Source organism: Microlunatus speluncae (assembly GCF_009299835.1).
Taxonomy (GTDB): domain Bacteria; phylum Actinomycetota; class Actinomycetes; order Propionibacteriales; family Propionibacteriaceae; genus Microlunatus; species Microlunatus speluncae.
Map to the genome: position 1 here is coordinate 436,439 of NZ_VKCZ01000014.1, position 22,846 is coordinate 459,284.

The following is a 22,846-nucleotide window of genomic DNA, read 5'->3' on the forward strand; positions in this document are numbered from 1 at the left end:
ATCACTCCGAGGTCGCCGCGCTCGGGAACGCGATCTCGAAAGCCGTACGGATCCGGGCCAGATAGCCGGCCGGATGATCGTCCAGTTGGAGATCCGGCAGGTCGAGGAGATAGCGGCACTGATCAAGGTCGACCGCCCGGGCGAAACCCGGCGGATCCTCGACCAGATGATCGAGAAAGCCCCAATCGACGCCGAACAGATCGATGACCTTCAGGGATCCGTCCGCCGAGCGCAGGACGTGGCGATCGCCGAGGTCGACCCCGATCCAACCCCGCACCTTGCGCCGGCCCCACTCATCGATCCGGTCGACCTCGAGCCGGAGTGATCGCAGATCTTCGTTCTGCTGCTCCGGATGCTCCCACTGGTGCAGAAAGTCCCGGACGGCATCGCTCGCGGGTGGCTCGAGATGTTCCAGGACGGCCAGGTGACCGCCGCCCTCCAACGGCGTCGCCAGCTCCACCCGGGGCAGATGCCGATGCCCGGCACAGCGCCGGCACAGGTCGATGAAGTATCCGTAGCCCGGCTCGAAGGGGCTGACCCGGCCGACCAGCCGCCCCGACGGTGATCGAAGGACATACGCCCAATCGCCCTGAGCGAACAGCTTCCAGCCGAGGCGCTCCAGCTCGGTCCGCACAACGCGATGGTTGAGCGTGGGCCACGGTCGGGTCAGCAGCGGGACGGCTTCGGGGTCAGCCATCCGAGCAGCCTGGCATCGACGCCGACGCGCGGCCAGCCAAAATCGCCTGCCACCGACCCGAGCGCGTGAAGTTCTGCCGGTCGGGGGCGGGATGTCACACACTGTGGCACTGGTCGCTTAGGGTCGGCGGGTGACCAGCTCAGTGGTGCCGCGGCGGCTGACCGCGGGCGACCGGATCCGGGTGATTGCCCCGTCGATGTCGCGACCGGTGGTGATGGAGCACGACAACACCGAGTTCGCGGTCCGGCACCTGACCGAGGAGCTCGGTCTGGAGATCGACTTCGGTGATCACGTCGATGAGATCGGCCCGCTCGACACGGCCGGCGTCGCGGCGCGCGTCGATGATCTGCACGCGGCGTTCGCCGACGACTCGGTGGCCGGCATCCTGACCGTGATCGGCGGTTACCTGTCCAACCAGCTGTTGCCGCACCTCGACTTCGACCTGATCGCCGCGCACCCGAAGGTCTTCTGCGGCTACTCCGACATCACGGCGCTGGCCAACGCCATCCACGCCGTGACGGGTCTGGTGACCTACGTCGGGCCGCATTGGTCGAGCTTCGGCATGCGTGATCATTTCGAGCCGACGCAGGAATGGTTCCGGCGGGCGACCTTCACGACCGATCCGATCGTGGTCGAGCCGTCGACCTGGTGGAGCGACGACGCCTGGTTCGCCGACCAAGATCATCGCGAGCTGCTGCCGACGGACGGCTGGTGGTCGCTGCGGCCGGGGGAGGCGACCGGTCCGCTGCTCGGCGGCAATCTGTGCACCCTCAACCTGTTGCAGGGCACGGCCTGGATGCCGTCCTTGGCCGGCCGGATGGTGTTCGTCGAGGACGACTACCTGAGTTTCCCGGCACTGTTCGCCCGCGATCTCACCTCCCTGTTTCAACTGCCGGGGGCCGACCAGGCGGCAGGCTTGATCATCGGCCGCTTCCAGGGCGAATCGGGAGTCACCCGTGATCACCTCGACGCCATGATCGCTGACATCCCGGCCCTGCAAGGGAAACCGGTGCTGGCCAACGTCGACTTCGGCCACACGATGCCGCTGCTGACCATCCCGGTCGGCGGCACCGCGCACCTCTCGGTCGGGGCGGACGTCGGCCTGACGATCAATCCGCGTCGCTGATCCGGGCCGGACCCCGACCCGGAGCAGACTCGGTCCGACCCTTGGCGTTGATCTGGACGTCCGCCGCGCCACGTCCTTAGGATGCGATTCCGCAGCGCGATGAGATTCGTCCGGCCCGGTCTTCGGGGGTCCGGAGATCCGGATAGGAACTTGAGCGTGCCCCCAGCCGCTGGACGACGGTCCGATTCTGCCCATCCCCGCCACGATCCCCGCCTCAGCCGGCGCCTGCTGCTGCAGGCGGGCGGCATCAGCGCCGGGACCCTGGCGCTCGGCATCAACGCTCCGCACGCCCGGGCCACGCCGTTGGCCGGTGATCCGTTCACCCTCGGCGTCGCCGCGGGCAGCCCCGGCGATCAGAGCATGGTGTTGTGGACCCGGCTCGCTCTCGATCCGCTGGCCGCCGACGGTCACGGCGGGATGCCGCTCGAGAACGTGACGGTGCGCTGGGAGGTTGCCCGCGACAAGGAGTTCAAGGATGTCGTCCAGCGCGGGACCGCAGTCGCACAACCGGCCCTGGCCCATTCGGTGCATCCGCAGGTGACGGGCCTGCGGCCCGCTACGTCGTACTGGTACCGCTTCCGGGTCGGCGATCAGATCAGCCCCGTCGGCCGGTTCCGGACGTTGCCGGCGGCAGGGCAGCTGGTTCCCGAGTTCACCCTGGCCGCGGCGTCCTGCCAGGCCTGGTATCACGGCCACTTCACCGCCCACCGACACCTGGCCGCCGAATCCGATCTTGATCTCGTCGTCTTCCTCGGCGACTACATCTACGAGTACGCGATCGTCGCCGGCGACAACTTGTGGCGGAAGAACGCCTCGGTCACAGCGGCCGAAGAGGTGGAGATCGAGACCCTGGAGCAGTACCGGCTGCGGTACGCCAGATTCAAGGCCGATCCGCAGCTGCAGGCGGCGCACGCCCGGGCCGCCTGGGTGTTCACCTGGGATGATCATGAAGTCGAGAACGGCTATGCCCGGCGGCACAGCAGGGACGGCATCCCGGATGCCTTGTTCCCGCACCGGATCGCGGTCGCCTACCGGGCCTTCTACGAGAACCTGCCGGTCTCCGTCGAGGCCCTGCCCGACGGACCGAGCACGACGATCTACGACAGCTACGACATCGGCTCGCTGGCGCGGCTGATGATGATCGACGGCCGCCAGCACCGTGATCTGCAACCGACCGGCGACGACCGCTACGACCCCGAGCGGACGATGCTCGGCGAGACCCAGGAACGGTGGCTGCACGAACGGCTGCAGGAATCTCCGGCGCGCTGGAACATGATCGGCAACGCCGTCTCCATGATCCCGGTCCGACCCGACACCGAGCTCGACTCCTGGGACGCCTACCCGGCCGCCCGGGGTCGACTGATGCGGTCATTGGACGGTGTCTCGAATCCGGTCGTGCTGACCGGTGACATCCATCGGGCGGTCGCCGCGGAACTGCCGGCCGACCTGACCGATCCCACCGGCCGGAAGCTGGCCGTCGAGCTGATCTGCACCTCGATCGGCTCCGACGGCGATGGTGCGGAGACCGACGGTTATGCCGACGACTGGCTGCGCTATCCGTACGTGCGGTTCTACCACGCCCGCCGTGGCTACCTGCTGGTGCGGCTGACTCCGGAAGAGATGACGTCGACCTATGTCAGCGTCGAATGGGTCGAGGCCGACGACACGGCACCGCGACAGGTCGCTGCCGCGTTCAGGACCCCGGCCGGCACCTCGCGGCTCGATCCGATCGAGGGAGCGCTCTGATGGCCCGACCTGATCCGGTGACCGGCCTGGCCACCGAGGGTGCGTTGCTGACGATCACCCTCGACTGGTCGCCGTTGCCCTGGGCGACGGTTGTTGATCACTACCGGGTGTACGCGATCGAAGGTGGCGACCGTGAGGCGGCTCGAACCCTGCGCGGGCTGCCGGATCGGCTGCTGGTCGCCAAGACCGTCTACCCGCGGTGGCACCATCGCGTCCGATCGGCGGCTGGGGAGACCTGGTCCTTTCTGGTGGTGGTCGTGGACGCCGCCGGGACCTGGTCGCGGCCGTCGGCCGTCGTGGTCGGCCGGTCGACGACGTCGATCAGCCACTCCGGCGACCCGCTCGCCGAGGTCGGCGACTTCGACGGCCGGACGCTGGAGTTCCGCTTCGCACCCAACAAATACCCGTCGATCCCGACCAGCTATCCGAACGCGATCATCGAGGTCGTGCACAGCGCCGACGCCGCGGCCCGATGGCCCTATCTGCTGCCCGGACCAGGCGACGCCTGGGCCGGGCGACGGGCCTACTCATTGGACTGGATCGTCGAACTGGCGGAGCCACCGAGGAAGCCGGCCCTGGCGGTCTGGCTGGTCGACACCACCCGGCTGGCCGGCCGGCTGGACGTCGCGGTCAACGGTGCGGTGGTGCAGCAGCTGACCTTGATCATCGGCGGCACTCAGGGCTCCCGGCAGGGTGACGCCAATCTGCCCGGTAGCCCGCTGATCCCCAGCTACTACGAGGTCGACCTCCCCGCAGGCGGGTTCACCAGCGGCGCCAACACGATCCGCTTCACCTTGGCCGAGGGCGGCTGGGCGGCCTGGGATGCCATCGGTCTGTACGAGCTCTCGTGATCATGATTCAGCGGCGTGGAACCAGGCGACCGCTCGACGGATGATCTCGTGCCGCGCCCGCCGCGAGGGCTGGTGACCTTCGGCCGGGAACGAGTGCAGTTCGGCCTGCGGCAGCGCCGACTGCCAGCCCGCGTGCACCCGGCTGTTCAGTCGGTCCGGATCACCGGAGCTCATGATCAACACCGGGATCCGGGTCTGCGCGGCCAGTGGATGCAGCGCGATCCGGTCCCATGCCTCCGGCACCTCCTCGGGCGTGCCGCCGAGCTGCCGGCGGAGCAGTGCGTTGTCCACGGCCCGGGGATCGGTGAGAGCCGGATCCCAGAACGCGGCGGAGCGGATCCGGGCTCCTCGGGCGATCGTGTGGCCGCCGACCAGGCCGCCCATGCTGCAGCCGAACAGGTGCAGGCGGCTCGGATCGACGACTCCCTCGGTGATGAGCTGATCGATTCCGGCGATCACATCGTCGGCCGAGGTGCGAGTGCCCGGCTCCAGCCGCCCGTCCGCCCGCTTGGCCTCGAAGCCGAGGATGCCGCTGGCTCGGTAGTCCGGGGCGAACACCGCGAAGCCGGCCTCGATCCACCCGTCGAGGGGCACCGCAAAGGACGACAGCGAGGCGGTGATCGTCATGTTGTCCGGACCGCCGTGCAGGTCGATCACCGTCGGGTGCGGACCCGGCCCGGGCGGAGTGAGCAGCAACCCCTCCAGTTCATCCGGTCCGGATCTCCAGCGGACCAGTCGGGGCGGAGCGCTCGGCCACCAGTCGGGTGACTCGGTGATCGACGCCCAGGCCGTACGTCCGTGCGGCGTGGTCAGCACGACCGACGGAGAGACATCGAGGTCCTGCCAGACGCTGAGCACGCCGTTCCCGCCGGGGACCGGGGCCGGGCTGGTGTGCATCCCCTCGGGATCGGCGAGCCATCGCCAAGCCGCACCGTCCGGATCGCAGCCGGCGATGCCGCCGCGGATGCCCTGCAACGCCGAGACGGCGACCACCGATCCGTCGGGGGCCCAGGCCGGCGCCGAACCGTAGGAGCGGAGATCGCTGTCCGGCAAGGGAAAGCGGGGCACGTCGTTGATCAACAAGCCCAGCCGGAACGTGTACGGGCCGGGCAGATCCGTGTGTTGGAAGGCCGATCGCGCCGGGTCGGTGGGGGAGGGCGTCACCCAATCGACCCAGCCGGTGACCTCCGGCAGTCGATCTTCGATCGGCCCGCCGGCCCGATCCACCACGAACGGCCGACGGACATCGGCCGGGTTCAAGATCACGCCGGGCGGATCGGAGGCGAACTCCCGCTCGAATCCGACCCGGTCGCCGGCGACCTGCGGCTGCCGGAGCTGATCATCTCCGTGCAGCAGTCGCCCGTCGCCGATGACGGGGAGGTGCCACAGCTCCTGCCCGTTGATCACCGCCAGCAGACCGTCCGGTCCGTCCCACACCGCCTCGGTCACAGACCCGGACGTCGCGATCACTCGACCGCGGTCCAGCTTGAGCAGGCCGTCGTGCAGGGCCGCCCAGCGCCGCCCTGGTCCGGGAACCAGCACTCCGGCGCCGTCCGCGCGTAATCGTCCTGAGGGCCAGTCGTGCACCCGCCAGCCGGAGGACTCCTGAATGATCACTCGATCCGCGTCCCAGAACCGAACGCTTACCCGCACCCGCATGGCGCAATGAAAGCGTCTCGAACGGAGTCCTGTCGCGGAACGCACCACCCCGCGGCGCGCGTTGAGCTCGAATCGTTGCCAAACGCCCGCCGCGGGGTGGTGGGTCGATCAGGCCGGGTCGGCTTTCGGCAGCGCCGGAGCCGCTGGCTGATCTTCCGGCGCGGCGGCCGGCGGGACGGTCTGTCCGTTGCCGCCCTCGCCGTTGGTGTATCGACGAACCAGCGACTCAAGATCAACACCGGTCGTGTTCTTGAGCAGCTCCATGGTCTGCACCACTCCGTTGGTGACCTGCTTCGGCATCGCGCCGGCGCCGTCGGTGGAGACGACGGTCAGCTTGTCGATCGTGCCCATCGGCGCCGCGACCTCCTTGGCGACCTGCGGCAGGACCTCGACCAGCATCTGCAGCACGGCGGCGTCGTTGTAGTGCGCGAACGCCTCGGCGCGCTTGTCCATGGCTTCCGCCTCGGCGTGGCCCTTGGCCAGGATGGCCGCGGCCTGGGCGTCACCCTCGGCCCGGACGGCGTCGGCTTCGGCGACTCGGCGGGCCTTCTCCGCCTCACCGCGCTTGGCACCCTCGATCGCTTCGGCCTCGGCCAGCGCCGAGCGGCGGGACTTGTCGCCTTCACCGGTGAGTCGGGCCGTCTCGGCCTGCGCCTCGGCGGCGGCGATCGACGAAGCCTTGCGAGCCTCGGCCTCGGAGATCTCGGCGTTACGGCGACCCTGCGCCTCGGTCTCCACCCGATACCGCTCGGCGTCGGCCGGCTTGCGCACCTCGGTGTCCAGCTGGCGTTCCTTCAGCGCGGCCTGCCGGACGGCCACCTTCTCCTGCTCGGTCAAGATCGCCTGGTCGCGATCCGCCTGGGCGAGCGGCCCGGCCGCGGCGGCCTGCGCCTGAGCCGCATCGGTCTCGGCCTTGATCTCGGCCTGCTTCAGCGACAGCTGGCGGTTGGCGATCGCGATCTGCTCCTCGGCCCGCAGCTGGGCCTGCTCGGCCTCCTGCCGCGCCGCGGCCTCGGCCACCGAGGCGACCTGGCCGATCCGGGCGGCTTCGGGCCGACCAAGATCGGAAAGATAGCTGCCCTCGTCGGTGATGTCCTGGATCTGGAACGTGTCCAGCACCAGCCCCTGACCGGTCAGCGACGACTCGGATTCGTCGGCCACCCGCTGGGCGAACGCGGCCCGGTCCCGGATGATCTGCTCCACCGACAGTGAGCCGACGATCGACCGCAGCGAGCCCGCCAGGGTCTCCTGGGTGAAGGTCTCGATCTCCTCCTGCTGGCTGAGGAACCGCTGCGCGGCCGCCCGGATCGAGTCCTCGTTGCCGCCGACCTTGACGATCGCCACGCCGTCCAGGTTGAGCTTGATGCCCTGGCCGGACACGGCTCCGCGGATCTGCACCATGATCCGGCGGCTGGACAGGTCCATGATGTGCAGCTTCTGCACGAACGGCACGACGAAGATGCCGCCGCCCATCACCACCCGCTGTCCGGACAGGTCGGTGGAGATCTCACCGGTCTCCACGTTCTTGACCGGCTTGCCCTTCCGGCCGGTGACGATGTAGGCATCGTTGGGTCCGGCCACCTTGTAGCGCGAAGCGATGATGATCGCCAACAACAAGACGAGGACGACCAAGCCGATGATCGCGATCACCGTGGATCCAAAAATCATGATCAATCTTTCTGTCAGTTCAACCGATCGACCGTCACCGACGTCGCGGAGAGGACGGCCGTGATGTACACCGATTCGCCCGCGTCGATCGGCGACGACGAGCGAGCATTGAGTTTCGTAGGCTGACCGGCGGCGATGATCCTGATCTCGCCGTAGCCATCGACCGGGATCGGATTGATCACGGTCGCCTGCCGACCGACCAGGGCTCCGGTGCGAACCGTCGCCTCGTCCCCGCCGTGCCGCAGCCGCCAGGAGAACCAGCCGGCAGCGAGCCCGATCAGCACACCCCCGACGGCGCCACCACCGATCGCCCAGGGCAGGCTGTCCGTGATTCCCAAGATCAACGCACCGGTGAATCCGAATGCGCCGACCAGCCCGGCCAACGCGGCTCCGGACAACAGATCACCGGCGAAATCAAACAGCCCGTCCAGGAGGTCGCCGACCACCAGGAAGATCAGCAGCAGCACGACACCGACCCCGCCGATGATCAGGAAGACGAGCATGTCGACCTCCCGCGGTGCCGTGTCATGGCCGAATCCTAGGGGTAGCCGGGTCATCATGGGTAAAGCCCGAGCGTCTCGCCCGGACCGTCCTGTCACAATCGCGGGGTGACTCCCTTCACTCAGTATCCCGAGCCGGACTACACCCTGGTGCACCTGAGCGACACCCATTTCCTCGGCGACCGGGCCGCGTTGTTCGGTTCGGTCGACACGGACCGGGGATTGGCCAAGGCGCTGGACCGGCTGCGGACCGAGATCGACCACGCCGACCTGGTGGTCGTCACCGGTGATGTGGCCGACCTGGGCGAGCCGGATGCCTATGACCGGGTCGCGGCCGCCGTCGAGCCGACCGTCGCGGAACTCGGCGCGGAACTGCTGTGGGTGATGGGCAACCATGACGAGCGGCCGGCGTTCTCGGCCCGGCTCTGGGGTGCCGAGTCGGCCGAACCGCTGCACCGGGTGCTGATGCTCGGCGGGTTGCGGGTGATCGCCCTCGACTCGACGGTGCCCGGCTACCATCACGGCGAGCTCGGCGATGATCAACTGGCCTGGCTCGCCGAGGTGCTGGCCGAGCCGGCCCCCGACGGTACGGTGCTCGCCCTGCACCATCCACCGTTGCCGACCCGGGTCAAGATCATGGGGCTGGTCGAGCTGCGAGCGGCCCACCGGCTCGCCGAGGTGATCACCGGCACGGACGTGCGGGCGATCCTGGCCGGCCACCTGCACTACTCGACCTTCGGCACCTTCGCCGGCGTCCCGGTCTCGGTCGCGGCGGCCTCCTGCTACACCATCGATCCGCTGCCCGGCGCCCGCGAGTTCATCGGCGTGGACACCAATCACGCCTTCTCCCTGGTCGACGTCTTCAGCGACCGGATCGTCCACTCGGTGGTGCCGATCGACTCGGCGACGCCGGTGACCGGGCATTCGCCGGCAGCGATCGCGGAGCTGGCGGCCATGAGCCCCGACGAACGTGATCAGGCCTTCTCCCGGAAGTCCGTATCGCCGGCTCCGGAGCTGGACTCCGATGAGTGAACTGCTCGAGATCGACGACGACCTGGCTCGGCGACTGGTCGATGATCAGTTCCCCCAGTGGTCCGGCCTGCCGTTGCGGCGGCAACCGCAAGCGGGCTCCGACCATGTCATCTTCCGGCTCGGTGATGATCTTGCGGTACGGCTGCCACGGCACGGCGGATCGATCACCCAGGCCGGCAAGGAGGCCTACTGGCTGCCCCGGTTGGCCCCCATCCTGCCATTGCAGATCCCGGTGCCGGTCGGGGTGGGGGAACCGGCCTTCGGCTATCCCTGGCCCTGGGCCGTCGCTCGCTGGCTGGACGGGTCCGTCGCCACGGTGGCCGAGTTCGGCGACTCGGCCGAGACGGCGGCAGACCTGGCCGCGTTCTTGATCACCCTGCGTGGGTTCGAGGCGGGCGAGATCCCGACCGAACGGCGGGCCGAACTCGGCCAGGAACGGCTGGTCGATCGCGACTCGGCGACCCGACGGGCGATCGCAACGGTCGGCGACACGTTCGACCGCGCCGCCCTGACCCGCGTCTGGGAGGCCGCCCTGACGGCACCGGAACCCGGTCCGCCGAGATGGGTGCACGGCGATTTCCACACCGGCAATCTGCTGGCCCGGGACGGCCGGGTCACCACCGTGATCGACTTCGGCGGCCTCTGCCTCGGCGATCCGGCCTTCGACCTGATGATCGCCTACACGCTCTTGTCGCCGCGCTGCCGGATGATCTTCCGGGACGCCGTCGGGCTGGACGACGCAAGCTGGGTCCGCGGCCGCGGCTGGGCACTCTGCACCGGCCTGAACGCCTACACCGCGTACGCAGCGACCCGGCCCGACGTGGCCGAGAACACCACCCGTCAGATCACCCAGACACTGCTCGACTGACCAGGCCCGGATCCGGCCGGTGATCATGATCAGCCGGTGCTCAGCCGACCCAGCGGACCTCGCCGTCCACGAGTTCGTCGGTGTGCCCGAGACCGAGCTTGCGCGCGACGGCGCCGGATGCCTCATGATCAGGATGGATCAGGGCGACGAGCCGGGCCACTCCGCGGTCACGGAGCCAATCGGTCATGACGGTCGCCGCCTCCTGGGCGTACCGCTGGCCCTGGAACGCCGATCCGATCACCCAGGCGATCTCGGCGACGAGTTGTTGATCTTGCTCCGAAACGGTGGCCTGCACGAAGCCGATCGCTTGGGCATCGTCGCGGCGGCGGACGATCCAGTTCAGCCAGCGCTCAGATCCGTCCGGTGAGTGCCCGACGACCTGTCGGGCGTAGCGACTCCGCAGTTCGTCGATGGTCGGCGGCTCGCCACCGGTGAACGTGTGCAGGCTCGGATCGTCGAGCACCGAAGCCATCTCCTCGGCATGTTCGACCCGCAACGGCTCGAGGTCGAGCCGGCGGCCGGCGAGGGTCGTCGCGAGCGGAGGGATCTCGGCTGAAGCCATGTCCGGCACGCTAGGCGATGCGTCCCATGATCGGTGGTCCGCCGCACTACTTCTCACTAGTTGTTGGCACTTCACACGCGTTGCAACCTGGGTGAAGCGGCAGCTTTCACGTTAACGTGAAGAACCGACCGAGCACGCGGCGGCCGGTGGGTAGGATAAACTCCTCAGACAAGTAGCGGAGTTGGGATGACGGTGAGACAGGTCGGGCGGGAGTCGTTGGCGGATCTCGCGGCCGCGGCGTTGCTGGAGCGGATCCGGGGGCGGGAGTGGGCGCTGGGGGAGAAGCTGCCCGGGGAGACGACGCTCGGGCCGCAGCTCGGGGTCGGCCGGTCGACCGTACGGGAGGCGATCCGGCGGCTGGCCGGCCGCGGCGTGGTTGAGGCCCGGCAGGGGGCCGGGGTGTACGTGATCGCGCTCGATCCGCCGGAGGAGTGGGATGCGGTGGTCCGACGGGCGACGATCGCCTCGGTGCTCGAGACCCGGATCGCGATCGAGTCGGAGGCGGCCGGGCTGGCCGCCGGTCGGCGTACTCCGGCGGAACTGCGGACGCTGCGCCGAGCCCTGGCCGCCCGCGACCGCTCCGACACGACGGTCGAGGACTACGTCGACACCGATACGGCCTTTCACCGGGCTGTCGTCGTCGCCGCCCACAACGAGATCATGATCGACATGTTCGACGGCTTCGTGCCGCGGGTGCGGCGTTCCATGATCGAGCTGCTGCGGCTCCGGCCGGCCTTCGACCGGGCCGCCGACCACCGGCCGCACGTCGACCTGGTCACCGCGATCGCCGACCGCGACGCGGCCGCCGCGTCGGACCTCAGCCGCGCCCACCTCACCTCCCTGAAGGAGCACCTCGGGTGATCGATCCCGTCCTGGCCCTGCACGACGTCACCTTCCGCCGCGGCGAGACCCTGATCTTGGACGGCATCCAACTGACCGTCCGCCCCGGCGAGCACTGGGCCCTGCTCGGCCCGAACGGCGCCGGGAAGAGCACGATCCTCGGCCTCTGCGGTGCCGTGACCCATCCGACCACCGGCACGGTCGAGGTGCTCGGCCACCGGCTCGGCCGGGTGGAATTGCAGGCGCTGCGCCGCGGCATCGGCCACGTCAACCCGCGGCATCCGCTACGGACGCCGCGCACCGTGATCGAGGTCGTGTTGACCGGTGTCACCGGCACCATCGAACTGCCGCCGCGCTGGGCTCCGGACGACGCCGACCGGCAGCGTGCCGACGAGCTGATCGAGCTGGTCGGCCTCCAGGATCGGCGCGAGGCCCGGTGGCCCACGCTGTCTCAGGGTGAGCGAGGTCGAGCCCTCATCGCGCGGGCCCTGGTGCCGGATCCGCGGCTGCTGCTGCTCGACGAGCCGACCACCGGGCTCGACGTGGCGGCTCGGGAGCAGGTGCTGGCGACCTTTGACGCGCTCGCCGACGCCGACGCCGACCGCGCCTCGGTGCTGGTCACCCATCACCTGGAGGAGTTGCCGGAGTCGACCACGCACGCGTTGGTGATCACTCGTGGTCGGGCCGTGGCCGCCGGCCCGGTCGGCGGCGCCGTGACCACCGAGACGATCACCCGGGCCTTCGGCCATCCGATCACGGTGGAACAGGTGGACGGTCGGTGGAGCGCCCGGGCGACCCGGCCTCACGCCGGGGCGGCCGCCTGACCCGCGGCACCGGGATTGATCATTCCGGCGTTCGATAAGGGTCGGTGATGGTGCGCAGCTCGGTCAGCGCCTCGCGGAGGTGCGCCATCTTCCTGGCTCCGAGGTGCCGGGTCCACTCGGCGTCGATCTCGGCCTCGACCGCGCGGGCGATCTGAACGGCGCGCTGGGCCTTGGGGGCTATCCGGACCAACCGGGCCCGGCCGTCGGCGGGGTCGGGCACGCGCTCGACATACCCGGCCCGTTCGAGCCGGTCGACCAGTGCGGTCGCTGTCTGCTTGGCGACCTGAGCCTGCTCGGCCAGCTCGCCCAGCCGAGTCCCGTCGGGCCCGATCCGAGCCGCGATCCGGGCCTGGGCCAGCGTCACATCGGCAAACCCGGCGGCCCGCACGGCCTCGACGATCCGGTTTTCCGCCGACCGGTAGGCGACGAACATCAGAACGGCGACGTGCAGCTGCTCGGCCACGACCAAACCCCTTGTCATAGTCCTATGATCGAACTAAAATAGTCCTATCATCGTACTAGATGTGATCGAGGCGAAGCGTCCGTCGGGGAGTGTGCCCACATGAGCGATCAAGATCTCTGGTCGGCCATCGATGCGCAGCGTGAGCGGACCGTCGACCTGCTCGACCGGCTGACCGATCAGGACTGGACGCGGTCGTCGCTGTGCGCCGGTTGGACGGTCCGCGATGTCGCCGCCCACCTCACCCTGCAGCAGTTGAGCGTCGGTGATCTGCTGCGGTTCATGATCAGACACCCGGGCATTCTCGGCGGCATGAACCGAATCATCACCCGTTCCGCGCAGGCCAAGGCCATCCGGCCGACCGATCAACTGATCGGAGAGATCCGGGCCATGATCGGCTCCCGCCGGCACAACGTCGGGGTCACGCCCGCCGAGACCTTGATCGACATCGCTGTGCACGGGCAGGACATCGCGATCCCACTGGGCCGCGAGCTCGAACTGCCGGCCGAGACCGCCGCGATCGCCGCGACTCGGGTCTGGTCCTACCGTGGCCGGGGAATGGCGGCCGTGTTCGACTCGATCCCGCTGACGCCCTACCGACTGACCGCGACGGACGTCGCCTGGACGGAAGGTGACGGACCGGAAATCCGTGGCCAGATCACCGACCTCCTGCTACTGCTGACCGGCCGCCCGGCCACCTTGTCCCGGTTGGAGGGCCCCGGAATCGACCTCCTGCGCGAGCGCCTCGGCCACTATCCGGCGACGTAATCGGCCAGGTGCTGGCCGGTCAGGGTCGAGCGGGAGGCGACGAGCTCGGCCGGGGTGCCCTCGAAGACGATCATGCCGCCGTCGTGACCGGCGCCGGGACCGAGGTCGATGATCCAGTCGGCGTGCGCCATCACCGCCTGGTGATGCTCGATCACGATCACCGATTTGCCGGAGTCGACCAGCCGGTCCAACAGCCCGAGCAGTTGCTCGACATCGGCCAGATGCAGGCCCGTCGTCGGCTCGTCCAGGATGTAGATGCCACCCTTCTCCGCCATCCGGATCGCCAGCTTGACCCGCTGCCGTTCGCCGCCGGACAGGGTGGTCAGCGGCTGACCGAGGGTGAGGTAACCGAGCCCGACATCCGACATCCGGGCCAGGATCGCGTGCGCCGCCTTGGTCTTGGCCGGACCGGTGGAGAAGAACTCGTCGGCCTCGGCGACCGACATGGCCAGCACCTCGGCGATGTTCTTGCCGCCGAGCTTGTAATCCAAGACCTCGGCCTGGAATCGCTTGCCGCCGCACTCTTCGCACAGGGTCGCGACGCCGGCCATGATCGCCAGATCGGTGTAGATCACGCCGTTGCCGTTGCAGTTGGGACAGGCGCCGGAGGAGTTGGCGCTGAACAGCCCCGGCTTGACCCCGTTGGCCTTGGCGAACGCCGCCCGGATCGGGTCGAGCAGGCCGGTGTAGGTCGCCGGGTTGCTCCGCCGCGAACCGCGGATCGCCGACTGATCGACCGACACGACACCCGCGTTCTTCGGGATCGAACCGTGGATCAGCGAGCTTTTGCCCGACCCGGCGACGCCGGTCACCACACAGAGCACGCCGAGCGGGACGTCGACGCTGACGTCCTGCAGGTTGTGCCGGGTCGCGTTCCGGATCGGCATGCAGCCGGTCGGCTTCCGGGTCGAGGGCTTGATCGTCGCCCGGTCGTCCAGATGCCGGCCGGTGAGCGTACCGCTGGCGCGCAGCTCGGCGACCGAACCCTCGAAGCAGACCGAACCGCCCGCCCCGCCGGCTCCGGGGCCGAGATCGACGACGTGGTCGGCGATGGTGATCATCTCCGGCTTGTGCTCGACCACCAGCACCGTGTTTCCCTTGTCCCGCAGGCGTTGCAGCAGATCGTTCATCCGCTGGATGTCGTGCGGGTGCAGGCCGATCGTCGGCTCGTCGAAGATGTACGACACGTCGGTCAGGCTGGAGCCGAGATGTCGGATCATCTTGGTCCGCTGCGCCTCGCCGCCGGACAGCGAGCCGGACGGGCGGTCCAGACTGAGATAACCCAGCCCGATCTCGACGAACGAATCCAGGGTCTGCTGCAGGGTGACCAGCAGTGGCGCGACGGCCGGATCGTCGAGCTTGCGGACCCACTCGGCCAGGTCGCTGATCTGCATCGCGCAGGCGTCGGCGATGTTGATCCCGCCGATCCGCGACGCGAGCGCCGCCGGGTTGAGCCGCGCGCCGCCGCACTCCGGGCAGGCGGTGAAGGTCACGGCCCGGTCGACGAAGGTGCGTAGATGTGGCTGCAGCGCGTCCTTGTCCTTCTGCAGGAACGACTTCCGGATCCGTGGCACCAGGCCCTCGTAGGTCAGGTTCATCTCGCCGACCTTGACCTTGCACTGTTCTTTGTAGAGGAAGTCGTTCAGCTCCTGCTCGGTGTAGTCGCGGATCGGCTTCTCCGGATCCATGAACCCGGACTCGGCATAGATCCGCACCTGCCAGCCGTCGACGTTGTAGCCGGGGATCGTCAGCGCTCCCTCGGCCAGCGACTTGTCCCGGTCGAAGAGCTCGTCCAGATCGATGTCGGTGGCCGTACCCAATCCTTCACAGCGCGGGCAGGCACCGGACGGCAGATTGAAGCTGTAGTGGAACGACGACCCGGCGCTCGGCTCACCGAGCCGGCTGAAGACGATCCGCAGCATCGCGTTGGCATCCGTGGCCGTGCCGACCGTCGACCGGGAGTTGGCCCCCATCCGCTCCTGATCGACGATGATCGCCGTGGTCACACCCTCCAGCAGGTCGACCTCCGGCCGGTCCAGACTCGGCATGAACCCCTGCACGAACGCGCTGTAGGTCTCGTTGATCAGCCGCTGCGACTCGGCCGCGATGGTGCCGAAGACCAGCGAACTCTTGCCCGATCCCGAGACGCCGGTGAACACGGTCAGCCGCCGCTTCGGGATCGCGACGGTGACGTTCTTCAGGTTGTTCTCGCGGGCGCCGTGGACATGGATCTGGTCATGAGAATCCGCTGGATGCATGGCGCCAAAGCTAGTCGCCACCGCTGACAGCCGGGGCCGAAATCCGGCGAGCCGCGGCACCCGGCCCGGCGTGTCCGGAGCGTTCCGGAATTTCCAAGCGGATTGTCGGCGCCGCCAGGTAGGTTCACTCTCGCCCCGAACGATCTGGTGGTTGACCTGAACCCGTCTTGAGGTTCTACGGTTTCCACCAGCAGGGCCGACCATCTTTGATTCCGAGGAGACGATGACCGAGAACCAGGCCACGGCCATCCCCGCCAACTGGCGGCGCAACCTGACCTTCTTCCTGTCCGGACAGACCGTGTCGCTGTTCGGCTCGATGATCGTGCAGTACGTGGTGATGTGGTACGTCACGCTGGAGACGCAGTCCGGGCTGATGGTCGGGCTCTATGCGGTGGCCGCCTTCGCGCCGCAGGGCATCGTGTCGATCTTCGGCGGAGTGCTGGCCGACCGGATGAACCGGAAGGTGCTGGCGATGACCGCCGACGCGGGGATCGCAATTGTCACGCTGATCCTGGCGCTACTGATGCTGAACGGTGTCACCGATCTGTGGATCATTCTGCTCGCCGTCGCCGTGCGGTCCTTCGGTGCCGGGGTGCAGTCCCCGACGGTGCAGGCGATGATCCCGCAGCTCGTTCCGGCCGATCAGCTGATGCGGGTCAACGGCATATTCCAGACCATCCAGTCCGTGATGGCGCTGCTGGCCCCCGCCGTCGCGGCCGCGATCTATGCCATGGCCGGCGTCGTGCCGGTGTTCTTCCTCGACGTGGTCACGGCCGCGATCGGGATCGGCTTCCTCGCCCTGGTCACCGTGCCCACGCTGGCCCGGGTGACCGAGGGGGCGACGACGTACAAGCAGGATCTGGTCGAGGGCATGCGGTACATCACCAGCCACCCGATTGTGCGCTGGCTGCTCGCGGTGTTCGCGATCCTGTTCCTGCTGACGGTCGCTCCGTCCTTCATCACGCCGCTGATGATCGCCCGCGAATTCGGCACCGAGAAGTGGATGCTGGCGGTGCTGGAGGTCGCGTTCAGCATCGGGATGATGCTCGGCGGCGTGCTGATCTCGACGATCCTGGCCAAGCAGAACCCGATGCGGCTGATCCTGATCGCGACGTACGGGTTCGCGATCGTGACCGTGTTCCTCGGCCTGAGCCCCAACATCTGGGTCTTCTACGCGTTCATGTTCGTCTTCGGCCTGCTGGTGCCGCCGTTCTCGACGCCGTTCATGACCCTGATCCAGCGAACCGTCGACCCGGACAAGCACGGTCGGGTGTTCAGTTACGTCGGGATCGTGATGGCCCTGGCGACCCCGGTCGGCATGGCCGTCTTCGGCCCCCTGGCCGACGTGATCAGCGTCCAGACCCTGCTGGTCGCCGCCGGGATCGTGACCGTCATCGTGATCACCGTGGCGATCGTGCTGCCCTCCGGTCGGGCAGCCATCGCGGCCGCGAACGCATCGGGCGGCGACGACGATGAACCGGATGCCGCGCCGGAACCCGAGGCTGAGGTGCCCGCCCGATCTTGACCCCAACCACACCGAGTTGTCAGAACTGAGTTGTGCCATAGGGCAACTCAGTTCTGACAACTCGGTGGACAGTTAGTTAAGGAGATTAACTATACTGTTGGCTCGGGAGGTGCGATGGGGCAGCGAGAGAGTCGGCGGCGAGCGGTTCGGGCGTTGCTGCGGGCCGGTCGAATGTTGGATCGGGTGGACACCGGGCTGACGCCGCCGCAATACCGGCTGCTGATGCTCCTGGCCGACGGCACGGAGCGGTCGACTGCACTGGCGCAGCGGCTGGCGGTGTCGAAGCCGGCGATCAGTGCCGCGGTCGAGACGCTCACCGTCGCGGGGCATGTCCGGCGGCGCAGTGACGAGAGCGATCGGCGGATCACCTGGCTGGAGATCACTCCGGTCGGCGAGGCGGCCCTGTCGCTGGCCGACGACGCGTTGGTCACGCGCTTCGACGAGGTGCTGAAGGAATTGGACGACCCGGCCGTGATGCTGTCCGCGCTGACGGACCTGGATCGGGCCATGGAGAAAAATCGGGAGGAACGACGGCGTGCTCAACAGTCGTGAACGAACCAGCTCGGACAAGAACTCACCGGATCCCCAGGCCGTAGGCCAGGCTCCACCGGGCTGGATCCGTCGACTGGCCCGCTACTGCCTGCGCCATCCGGTCCTGTTCGGTTTCGCCTTCGGCGGCGCCCTGATCGGCATGGCAGCGAACGCGATCACGCCGCTGATCGTGCGCGAGGTCGTCGACGACGTGATCTTGACCCAGGTGCAGCCGATGCTGCCCTGGATCATCGCCCTGCTCACCGTCGGCGTCGCCAACTTCGGCGGCGGGTTCCTGCGCCGCTTCCTCGGCGGCCGGCTGTCCATCGACGTCCAGCATGATCTTCGCCGCGAGGTCTTCGCCTCGTTGGAGCGGATGGACGGCAAGAAGCAGGACGAGCTGCCGCCGGGCCAGATCGTCAGTCGGTCGATCTCCGACCTCAACCTGGTGCAGGGTCTGCTCGGGATGATGCCGATCATGATCAGCAACGTGCTGCTGTTCTTCGGCTCGGTGATCATCATGTTCACCCTGTCGGCTCCGCTGACCGTGGTGGCCCTGCTGGTCGGCCCGGTGCTCTGGTTCATCGCGATCCGCGGTCGGCGCACGCTCTTCCCGGCCAACTGGGACGCGCAGCAGCGGGTCGGCGAGGTCGCCGGCGTGGTCGAGTCCGCGGTGACCGGGGTCCGGGTGGTCAAGGGCTTCGGGCAGGAGCAGCAGGAGCTGGACCGCCTCGACGGTGCCGCCCAGAATCTCTACGCGTCGCGGACCCGGACCATCCGCCTGAACAGCTTCTACAACCCGCTGATGCAGGCCATCCCCGCGTTCGGCCAGGTCGGCATCCTCGGCGTCGGCGGCTGGATGGCGCTGGACGGACAGATCACGCTTGGCACCTTCCTGGCCTTCTCCACCTATCTCGCGTCGATGGTCGCGCCGGTCCGGATGCTGTCCGGGCTGCTGACGATCGGGCAGCAGGCCAAGGCCGGGGTGCTGCGGGTGTTCGAGGTGATCGACGCCAAGCCCGACATCGAGGACGCCCCCGACGCGACGACGCTGCCGGACGGACCGGTGGACGTCCGGTTCGACCGGGTCAGCTTCGGCTACACCGAAGATCAGCCGGTGCTCGACGAGGTCAGCTTCACGGTGCAGCGGGGCGAGACCCTCGCGCTGGTCGGCACCGCGGGTTCCGGGAAGTCGACGGTTTCGCTGTTGCTGCCACGGTTCTACGACGTCGGCGGCGGCTCCATCTGCGTGGGCGGCACCGACATCCGCGAGGTCACCCTGGAGTCGCTGCGCGGCTCGATCGGGATGGTCTTCGAGGACAGCTTCCTGTTTTCCACCACGGTCCGGGACAACCTGGCGTACGGGCGCCCGGACGCCACCCAGGACGAGATCGAGGCGGCGGCCCGGGCGGCCGAGGCGCACGAGTTCATCAGCAAACTGCCCAAGGGCTACGACACCGTGGTCGGCGAGCAGGGGCTGACCCTGTCCGGCGGCCAGCGGCAGCGGGTCGCCCTGGCCCGGGCGCTGCTGACCGATCCGCAGGTGCTGCTGCTGGATGACGCGACGTCGGCGATCGACGCCCGGATCGAGGCCGAGATCCACAACACGCTGCGTCGGGTAATGGCCGGCCGGACGGTGATCCTGGTCGCACACCGGCGCAGCACGTTGGAGCTGGCCGACCGGATCGGCGTCCTCGACCGCGGCCGGCTGGTCGACATCGGCACCCACGAGGAGCTGACGGCGCGCTGCGACCTGTACAACATCCTGCTCACCGGGCCGGAGGACATCGACCGGCTCGATCCCGATCAGGTGAGTGCCGAGGCGGACGGTCGCCCGATGATCATCAACCCGGCACTGAACGGTCAGGAGCTCAACGGCAGCATGGCGCTCGAGGCCCAGGTCGACGGGGTCACTCCCTCGGCCTGGCGGGAGCCGGAGCTGACCCCGGAGGAGCAGGCGCTGGAGCGCGCCTACGGCCTGGCCGAGCTGACCAGCGGGATGCCGGGTGGCGGCGGCATGGGCGGTGGCGGCATGGGCATGCGCGGCGGCGGTGGCCGGGGCATGGGGCCGATGGGCTCGATGGTCGGCGCCCTGCCGCCGTCTCCGGAACTGCTGGCCCAGGTGGCCAAGCTGCCGCCGGCCACCGACCGGCCACGGGTCGACCCGGAGCACTACCACCGGCCCGACCCGGCGTTCCGGTTCATCAAGCTGCTGCGGATCTTCCGGGCTCCGCTGCTGCTCGGATTGATCTTGGTCGCGGCGGACGCGCTCGCCCAGCTGATCTTGCCGGCGGCGATCCGGCTCGGTGTCGATCAAGGTGTCACCGAGGATCGCGGCGACGTGATCATCATCGCGGCCGTGCTTGCCTTCGTCGTCACGTTGGCCGACTGGCTGGTGCAGCGGGCGCAGAGCCAGGTCACCGGACGCAACGGTGAGCGGATCCTCTATCTGCTCCGGATGAAGCTGTTCGCGCACCTGCAACGGCTCGGGCTCGACTTCTACGAGCGCGAGATGGGTGGCCGGATCATGACCCGGATGACCACCGACGTGGACGCGCTGTCGACGTTCGTGCAGACCGGTCTGACCACCGCGGTGGTCAGCCTGCTGTCCTTCTTCGGTGTGCTGGTGGCGATCCTGGTGATCAACCCGTCGCTGGCGCTGGTGGTGCTCGCGGTGCTGCCGTTGGTGATCATCGCGACGTTGATCTTCCGGGCCCGGTCGTCGCGGGCGTACCAGATCTCCCGGGAACGGATCAGCATCGTCAACGCCGATCTGCAGGAGAACGTCGCCGGCGTCCGGGTGACCCAGGCCTTCCGGCGCGAGGCGCACAACGCGCAGCGGTTCGGTGAACTGTCGGAGAGCTACCGGGTGGCCCGGGTCCGCAGCCAGCGCTACATCGCGACCTTCTTCCCGTTCATCGCGTTCGTCTCCGATCTGGCGACCGCGCTGGTGCTGCTGTTCGGGGCGACCCAGGTGCACAACGGGGCGTTGACCGCGGGCGGCCTGATCGCGTTCATGCTCTACGTGACGATGTTCTTCTCGCCGGTGCAGCAGCTGTCCCAGGTCTTCGACAGCTATCAGCAGGCCGCCGTCGGCCTGCGCCGGATCTCTGAGCTGTTGCGGACCAAGCCGTCGACACCGGAGGCCGCGCAGCCGACCCCGGCGCCGGACCGGATGAAGGGCGAGATCGTCTTCGACGACGTGATCTTCAGCTACCGCGGCTCGGAGGAGCCGGCCCTGCGCGAGATCTCGTTCCGGATCCCGTCCGGGCAGCGGGTGGCCGTGGTAGGGGAGACCGGTGCCGGCAAGTCGACGGTGATGAAGCTGCTGGCCCGCTTCTACGATCCCAGTGACGGCGAGGTCCGGGTCGATCAGGTCGATCTTCGTTCGTACGATCTCGCGGGCTACCGGCACCGGCTGGGTTACGTACCGCAGGAGGCATACCTCTTCTCCGGTACGGTCGCCGACGCGATCAAGTACGGGCGGCCGGACGCGAGCCGCGCCGAGGTCGAGGCCGCGGCCCAGGCGGTGGGCGCACACGAGATGATCGCCGGGCTGAAGAACGGCTATCACCATCAGGTCGGCGACCGTGGCCGCAACCTCAGTGCCGGCCAGCGGCAGTTGATCGCGCTGGCCCGGGCGGAATGCGTCCAGCCCGATCTGCTGCTGCTGGACGAGGCGACGGCCGCCCTCGACCTGGCCAGCGAGGCGGCGGTGACCCGGGCCGCCGATCGGTTGGCCGAGCGCCGGACCACGGTGGTGATCGCCCACCGGCTGACCACCGCGGCCCGCGCCGACCGGATCCTGGTGCTGGATCACGGCGAGGTGGTCGAGGACGGCAGCCACGCCGAGCTGCTGGAACGCGACGGCGCCTACCGACGGCTCTGGCAGGCCTTCGCCGGCGACCTGGTCGACGCTCCGTCGCGCTGACAGCCGGGGCCGGCCGCCCCGGCCGGCAGGGGTATCCTCCACGTGCCGAACGCGTGGAGGAGAACGGTGAGCGAACAGCCAGTAGCCCTGCCCGGGCCGTGGGCCGAAGTGGTCCGCCGGTGGCGGGCCGTGACGGCCGCGGACGTGTTGCCCCGGTGGGCGACCGCGGCCCTGGTGGCCAACATCGGGATCGTCCTCACCGGCGGCCTGGTCCGGCTGACCGACTCCGGGCTCGGCTGCCCGACCTGGCCGCGCTGCACGGCGGAGTCGTACGTGCCGCATGCCGCGCTCGGCGTGCACGGAGTGATCGAGTTCGGCAACCGACTGCTCTTCTTCGTGCTCGCCGCGATCATGATCATGACGTTCTTCACCGCGCTCCGGGTCAACGATCGCGGCACCCGGCCGCGGATGATGATCATCGCGCTGGTGATGGGGCTCGGCATCCCGGCGCAGGGCGTGGTCGGCGGGCTCACCGTGTTGAGCCAGCTGAACCCGTTCGTGGTCGCCTTCCACTTCCTGGTGTCGATGGGCCTGATCGCCCTGAGCGTGCTGCTGGTCCATCGCGCCCGCGGCGTCGCCGGCGTGCCGGTGCCGACGATCGCCCACCGGGTGTTGGTGATCGCGACGTTCGTCGTGGTCTGGGTCGCGCTCTGGCTCGGCACCGTGGTCACCGGCTCCGGTCCGCACTCCGGCGATATCAACGCGAAGCGCACCGGGTTCGACCCGACCATCGTCACCCACGTGCACGCCGCCTCGGTCTATCTGTTGCTCGCGCTGACCGTGCTCGGGGTGATCCTGTTCCGGTCCCGGGCCGTCGTGCTGTTGCTGGCCGTGGAGCTGTTCCAGGGCCTGGTCGGGGTGATCCAGTTCAACACCGGGCTGCCGATCGTGCTGGTCCTGCTCCATCTGGTCGGTGCCGCCCTGGCCGTCGCCGCCGCCACCCACTACCTATTGACTTGTCAGAAACCAGTTGTGTCATAGGGCAACTCAGTTCTGACAA

At 68.7% G+C, this 22,846-nt stretch carries 19 protein-coding genes; 12 read left to right on the forward strand and 7 right to left on the reverse strand.

Translation table 11 applies throughout. The annotated features are described in order from the left end of the window. Window position 1: 1 nt before the first annotated feature. Complete coding sequence (locus tag FNH24_RS18795; protein WP_152363736.1) at window positions 2-697, reverse strand: hypothetical protein; 696 nt, start codon at window positions 695-697, stop codon at window positions 2-4. 130 nt (window positions 698-827) lie between these two features. Between FNH24_RS18795 and FNH24_RS18800 the strand changes: the two genes are divergently transcribed. The 3 genes from FNH24_RS18800 to FNH24_RS18810 all read left to right on the forward strand — a co-directional run bounded on the left by FNH24_RS18800 (window position 828) and on the right by FNH24_RS18810 (window position 4,420). Then, window positions 828-1,823, forward strand: coding sequence for a S66 family peptidase (locus tag FNH24_RS18800; protein ID WP_217428302.1), 996 nt, complete (start codon window positions 828-830; stop codon window positions 1,821-1,823). Window positions 1,824-1,979: 156 nt separating this feature from the next. After that, window positions 1,980-3,569 (forward strand): alkaline phosphatase D family protein, encoded by a 1,590-nt coding sequence (locus FNH24_RS18805; RefSeq protein WP_246186964.1) that lies wholly within the window; start codon window positions 1,980-1,982, stop codon window positions 3,567-3,569. Further along, window positions 3,569-4,420: a polysaccharide lyase family protein gene (locus FNH24_RS18810; protein ID WP_161606200.1), complete on the forward strand. Its 852-nt coding sequence runs from the start codon at window positions 3,569-3,571 to the stop codon at window positions 4,418-4,420. Before FNH24_RS18805 ends, FNH24_RS18810 begins: the two co-directional genes overlap by 1 nt. Here FNH24_RS18810 and FNH24_RS18815 read toward each other — a convergent pair whose 3' ends face one another. From FNH24_RS18815 to FNH24_RS18825, 3 genes are all read right to left on the reverse strand, one after another. Beyond that, the gene (locus FNH24_RS18815) at window positions 4,421-6,037 is read right to left on the reverse strand and encodes an alpha/beta hydrolase family protein (protein ID WP_161606201.1); all 1,617 of its coding nucleotides are present in this window, start codon (window positions 6,035-6,037) and stop codon (window positions 4,421-4,423) included. 150 nt (window positions 6,038-6,187) lie between these two features. After that, window positions 6,188-7,747 carry a flotillin family protein gene (locus tag FNH24_RS18820; RefSeq protein ID WP_152363739.1) on the reverse strand — a complete coding sequence of 520 codons (1,560 nt, stop codon included), beginning with the start codon at window positions 7,745-7,747 and terminating at the stop codon, window positions 6,188-6,190. 14 nt (window positions 7,748-7,761) lie between these two features. Then, a complete protein-coding gene (locus FNH24_RS18825; protein WP_161606202.1) occupies window positions 7,762-8,250 on the reverse strand; it encodes an NfeD family protein in 489 nt (162 codons plus the stop codon). 105 nt (window positions 8,251-8,355) lie between these two features. Here FNH24_RS18825 and FNH24_RS18830 point away from each other — a divergent pair, with 105 nt between their 5' ends. Next, complete coding sequence (locus FNH24_RS18830; protein ID WP_152363741.1) at window positions 8,356-9,279, forward strand: phosphodiesterase; 924 nt, start codon at window positions 8,356-8,358, stop codon at window positions 9,277-9,279. Beyond that, the gene (locus tag FNH24_RS18835; protein WP_152363742.1) at window positions 9,272-10,147 is read left to right on the forward strand and encodes an aminoglycoside phosphotransferase family protein; all 876 of its coding nucleotides are present in this window, start codon (window positions 9,272-9,274) and stop codon (window positions 10,145-10,147) included. Before FNH24_RS18830 ends, FNH24_RS18835 begins: the two co-directional genes overlap by 8 nt. Before the next feature lie 40 nt (window positions 10,148-10,187). On the opposite strand, the gene FNH24_RS18840 is transcribed toward FNH24_RS18835, so the two are convergent. Beyond that, window positions 10,188-10,709, reverse strand: coding sequence for a GNAT family N-acetyltransferase (locus FNH24_RS18840; RefSeq protein WP_152363743.1), 522 nt, complete (start codon window positions 10,707-10,709; stop codon window positions 10,188-10,190). Window positions 10,710-10,895: 186 nt separating this feature from the next. On the opposite strand from FNH24_RS18840, the gene FNH24_RS18845 reads away from it, so the two are divergent. Both FNH24_RS18845 and FNH24_RS18850 read left to right on the forward strand, forming a co-directional pair. Continuing rightward, a complete protein-coding gene (locus tag FNH24_RS18845) occupies window positions 10,896-11,570 on the forward strand; it encodes a FadR/GntR family transcriptional regulator (protein WP_152363744.1) in 675 nt (224 codons plus the stop codon). Then, on the forward strand, window positions 11,567-12,373 hold the full coding sequence (locus FNH24_RS18850; protein WP_152363745.1) for an ABC transporter ATP-binding protein: 807 nt from the start codon (window positions 11,567-11,569) through the stop codon (window positions 12,371-12,373). Before FNH24_RS18845 ends, FNH24_RS18850 begins: the two co-directional genes overlap by 4 nt. A gap of 19 nt (window positions 12,374-12,392) precedes the next feature. Here the strand turns inward: FNH24_RS18850 and FNH24_RS18855 are convergent, their stop codons facing one another. After that, window positions 12,393-12,836: a MarR family winged helix-turn-helix transcriptional regulator gene (locus FNH24_RS18855; RefSeq protein ID WP_152363746.1), complete on the reverse strand. Its 444-nt coding sequence runs from the start codon at window positions 12,834-12,836 to the stop codon at window positions 12,393-12,395. Between the two features lie 99 nt (window positions 12,837-12,935). Here FNH24_RS18855 and FNH24_RS18860 point away from each other — a divergent pair, with 99 nt between their 5' ends. Further along, a complete protein-coding gene (locus FNH24_RS18860; protein WP_152363747.1) occupies window positions 12,936-13,601 on the forward strand; it encodes a maleylpyruvate isomerase family mycothiol-dependent enzyme in 666 nt (221 codons plus the stop codon). Here the strand turns inward: FNH24_RS18860 and FNH24_RS18865 are convergent. Continuing rightward, window positions 13,586-15,859 carry an ATP-binding cassette domain-containing protein gene (locus FNH24_RS18865; protein ID WP_152363748.1) on the reverse strand — a complete coding sequence of 758 codons (2,274 nt, stop codon included), beginning with the start codon at window positions 15,857-15,859 and terminating at the stop codon, window positions 13,586-13,588. The genes FNH24_RS18860 and FNH24_RS18865 overlap by 16 nt on opposite strands. 223 nt (window positions 15,860-16,082) lie before the next feature. Here FNH24_RS18865 and FNH24_RS18870 point away from each other — a divergent pair, with 223 nt between their 5' ends. The 4 genes from FNH24_RS18870 (at window position 16,083) to FNH24_RS18885 (ending at window position 22,827) form a co-directional block, all read left to right on the forward strand. After that, complete coding sequence (locus FNH24_RS18870) at window positions 16,083-17,384, forward strand: MFS transporter (RefSeq protein ID WP_152363749.1); 1,302 nt, start codon at window positions 16,083-16,085, stop codon at window positions 17,382-17,384. Between the two features lie 183 nt (window positions 17,385-17,567). Beyond that, the gene (locus FNH24_RS18875; RefSeq protein WP_161606203.1) at window positions 17,568-17,936 is read left to right on the forward strand and encodes a MarR family transcriptional regulator; all 369 of its coding nucleotides are present in this window, start codon (window positions 17,568-17,570) and stop codon (window positions 17,934-17,936) included. Next, window positions 17,920-21,846 (forward strand): ABC transporter ATP-binding protein, encoded by a 3,927-nt coding sequence (locus FNH24_RS18880; protein WP_152363751.1) that lies wholly within the window; start codon window positions 17,920-17,922, stop codon window positions 21,844-21,846. Before FNH24_RS18875 ends, FNH24_RS18880 begins: the two co-directional genes overlap by 17 nt. A 66-nt stretch (window positions 21,847-21,912) precedes the next feature. Further along, window positions 21,913-22,827: a COX15/CtaA family protein gene (locus FNH24_RS18885; protein ID WP_246186965.1), complete on the forward strand. Its 915-nt coding sequence runs from the start codon at window positions 21,913-21,915 to the stop codon at window positions 22,825-22,827. The last annotated feature ends 19 nt before the right edge of the window (window positions 22,828-22,846 follow it).

Coding starts and splice junctions, on each gene's coding strand:
- FNH24_RS18835 (WP_152363742.1), top strand. CDS start 9,272: ATGAGTGAACTGCTCGAGATCGACGACGACCTGGCTCGGCGACTGGTC.
- FNH24_RS18810 (WP_161606200.1), top strand. CDS start 3,569: ATGGCCCGACCTGATCCGGTGACCGGCCTGGCCACCGAGGGTGCGTTG.
- FNH24_RS18860 (WP_152363747.1), top strand. CDS start 12,936: ATGAGCGATCAAGATCTCTGGTCGGCCATCGATGCGCAGCGTGAGCGG.
- FNH24_RS18795 (WP_152363736.1), bottom strand. CDS start 697: ATGGCTGACCCCGAAGCCGTCCCGCTGCTGACCCGACCGTGGCCCACG.
- FNH24_RS18825 (WP_161606202.1), bottom strand. CDS start 8,250: ATGCTCGTCTTCCTGATCATCGGCGGGGTCGGTGTCGTGCTGCTGCTG.
- FNH24_RS18870 (WP_152363749.1), top strand. CDS start 16,083: ATGACCGAGAACCAGGCCACGGCCATCCCCGCCAACTGGCGGCGCAAC.
- FNH24_RS18820 (WP_152363739.1), bottom strand. CDS start 7,747: ATGATTTTTGGATCCACGGTGATCGCGATCATCGGCTTGGTCGTCCTC.
- FNH24_RS18845 (WP_152363744.1), top strand. CDS start 10,896: ATGACGGTGAGACAGGTCGGGCGGGAGTCGTTGGCGGATCTCGCGGCC.
- FNH24_RS18840 (WP_152363743.1), bottom strand. CDS start 10,709: ATGGCTTCAGCCGAGATCCCTCCGCTCGCGACGACCCTCGCCGGCCGC.
- FNH24_RS18865 (WP_152363748.1), bottom strand. CDS start 15,859: ATGCATCCAGCGGATTCTCATGACCAGATCCATGTCCACGGCGCCCGC.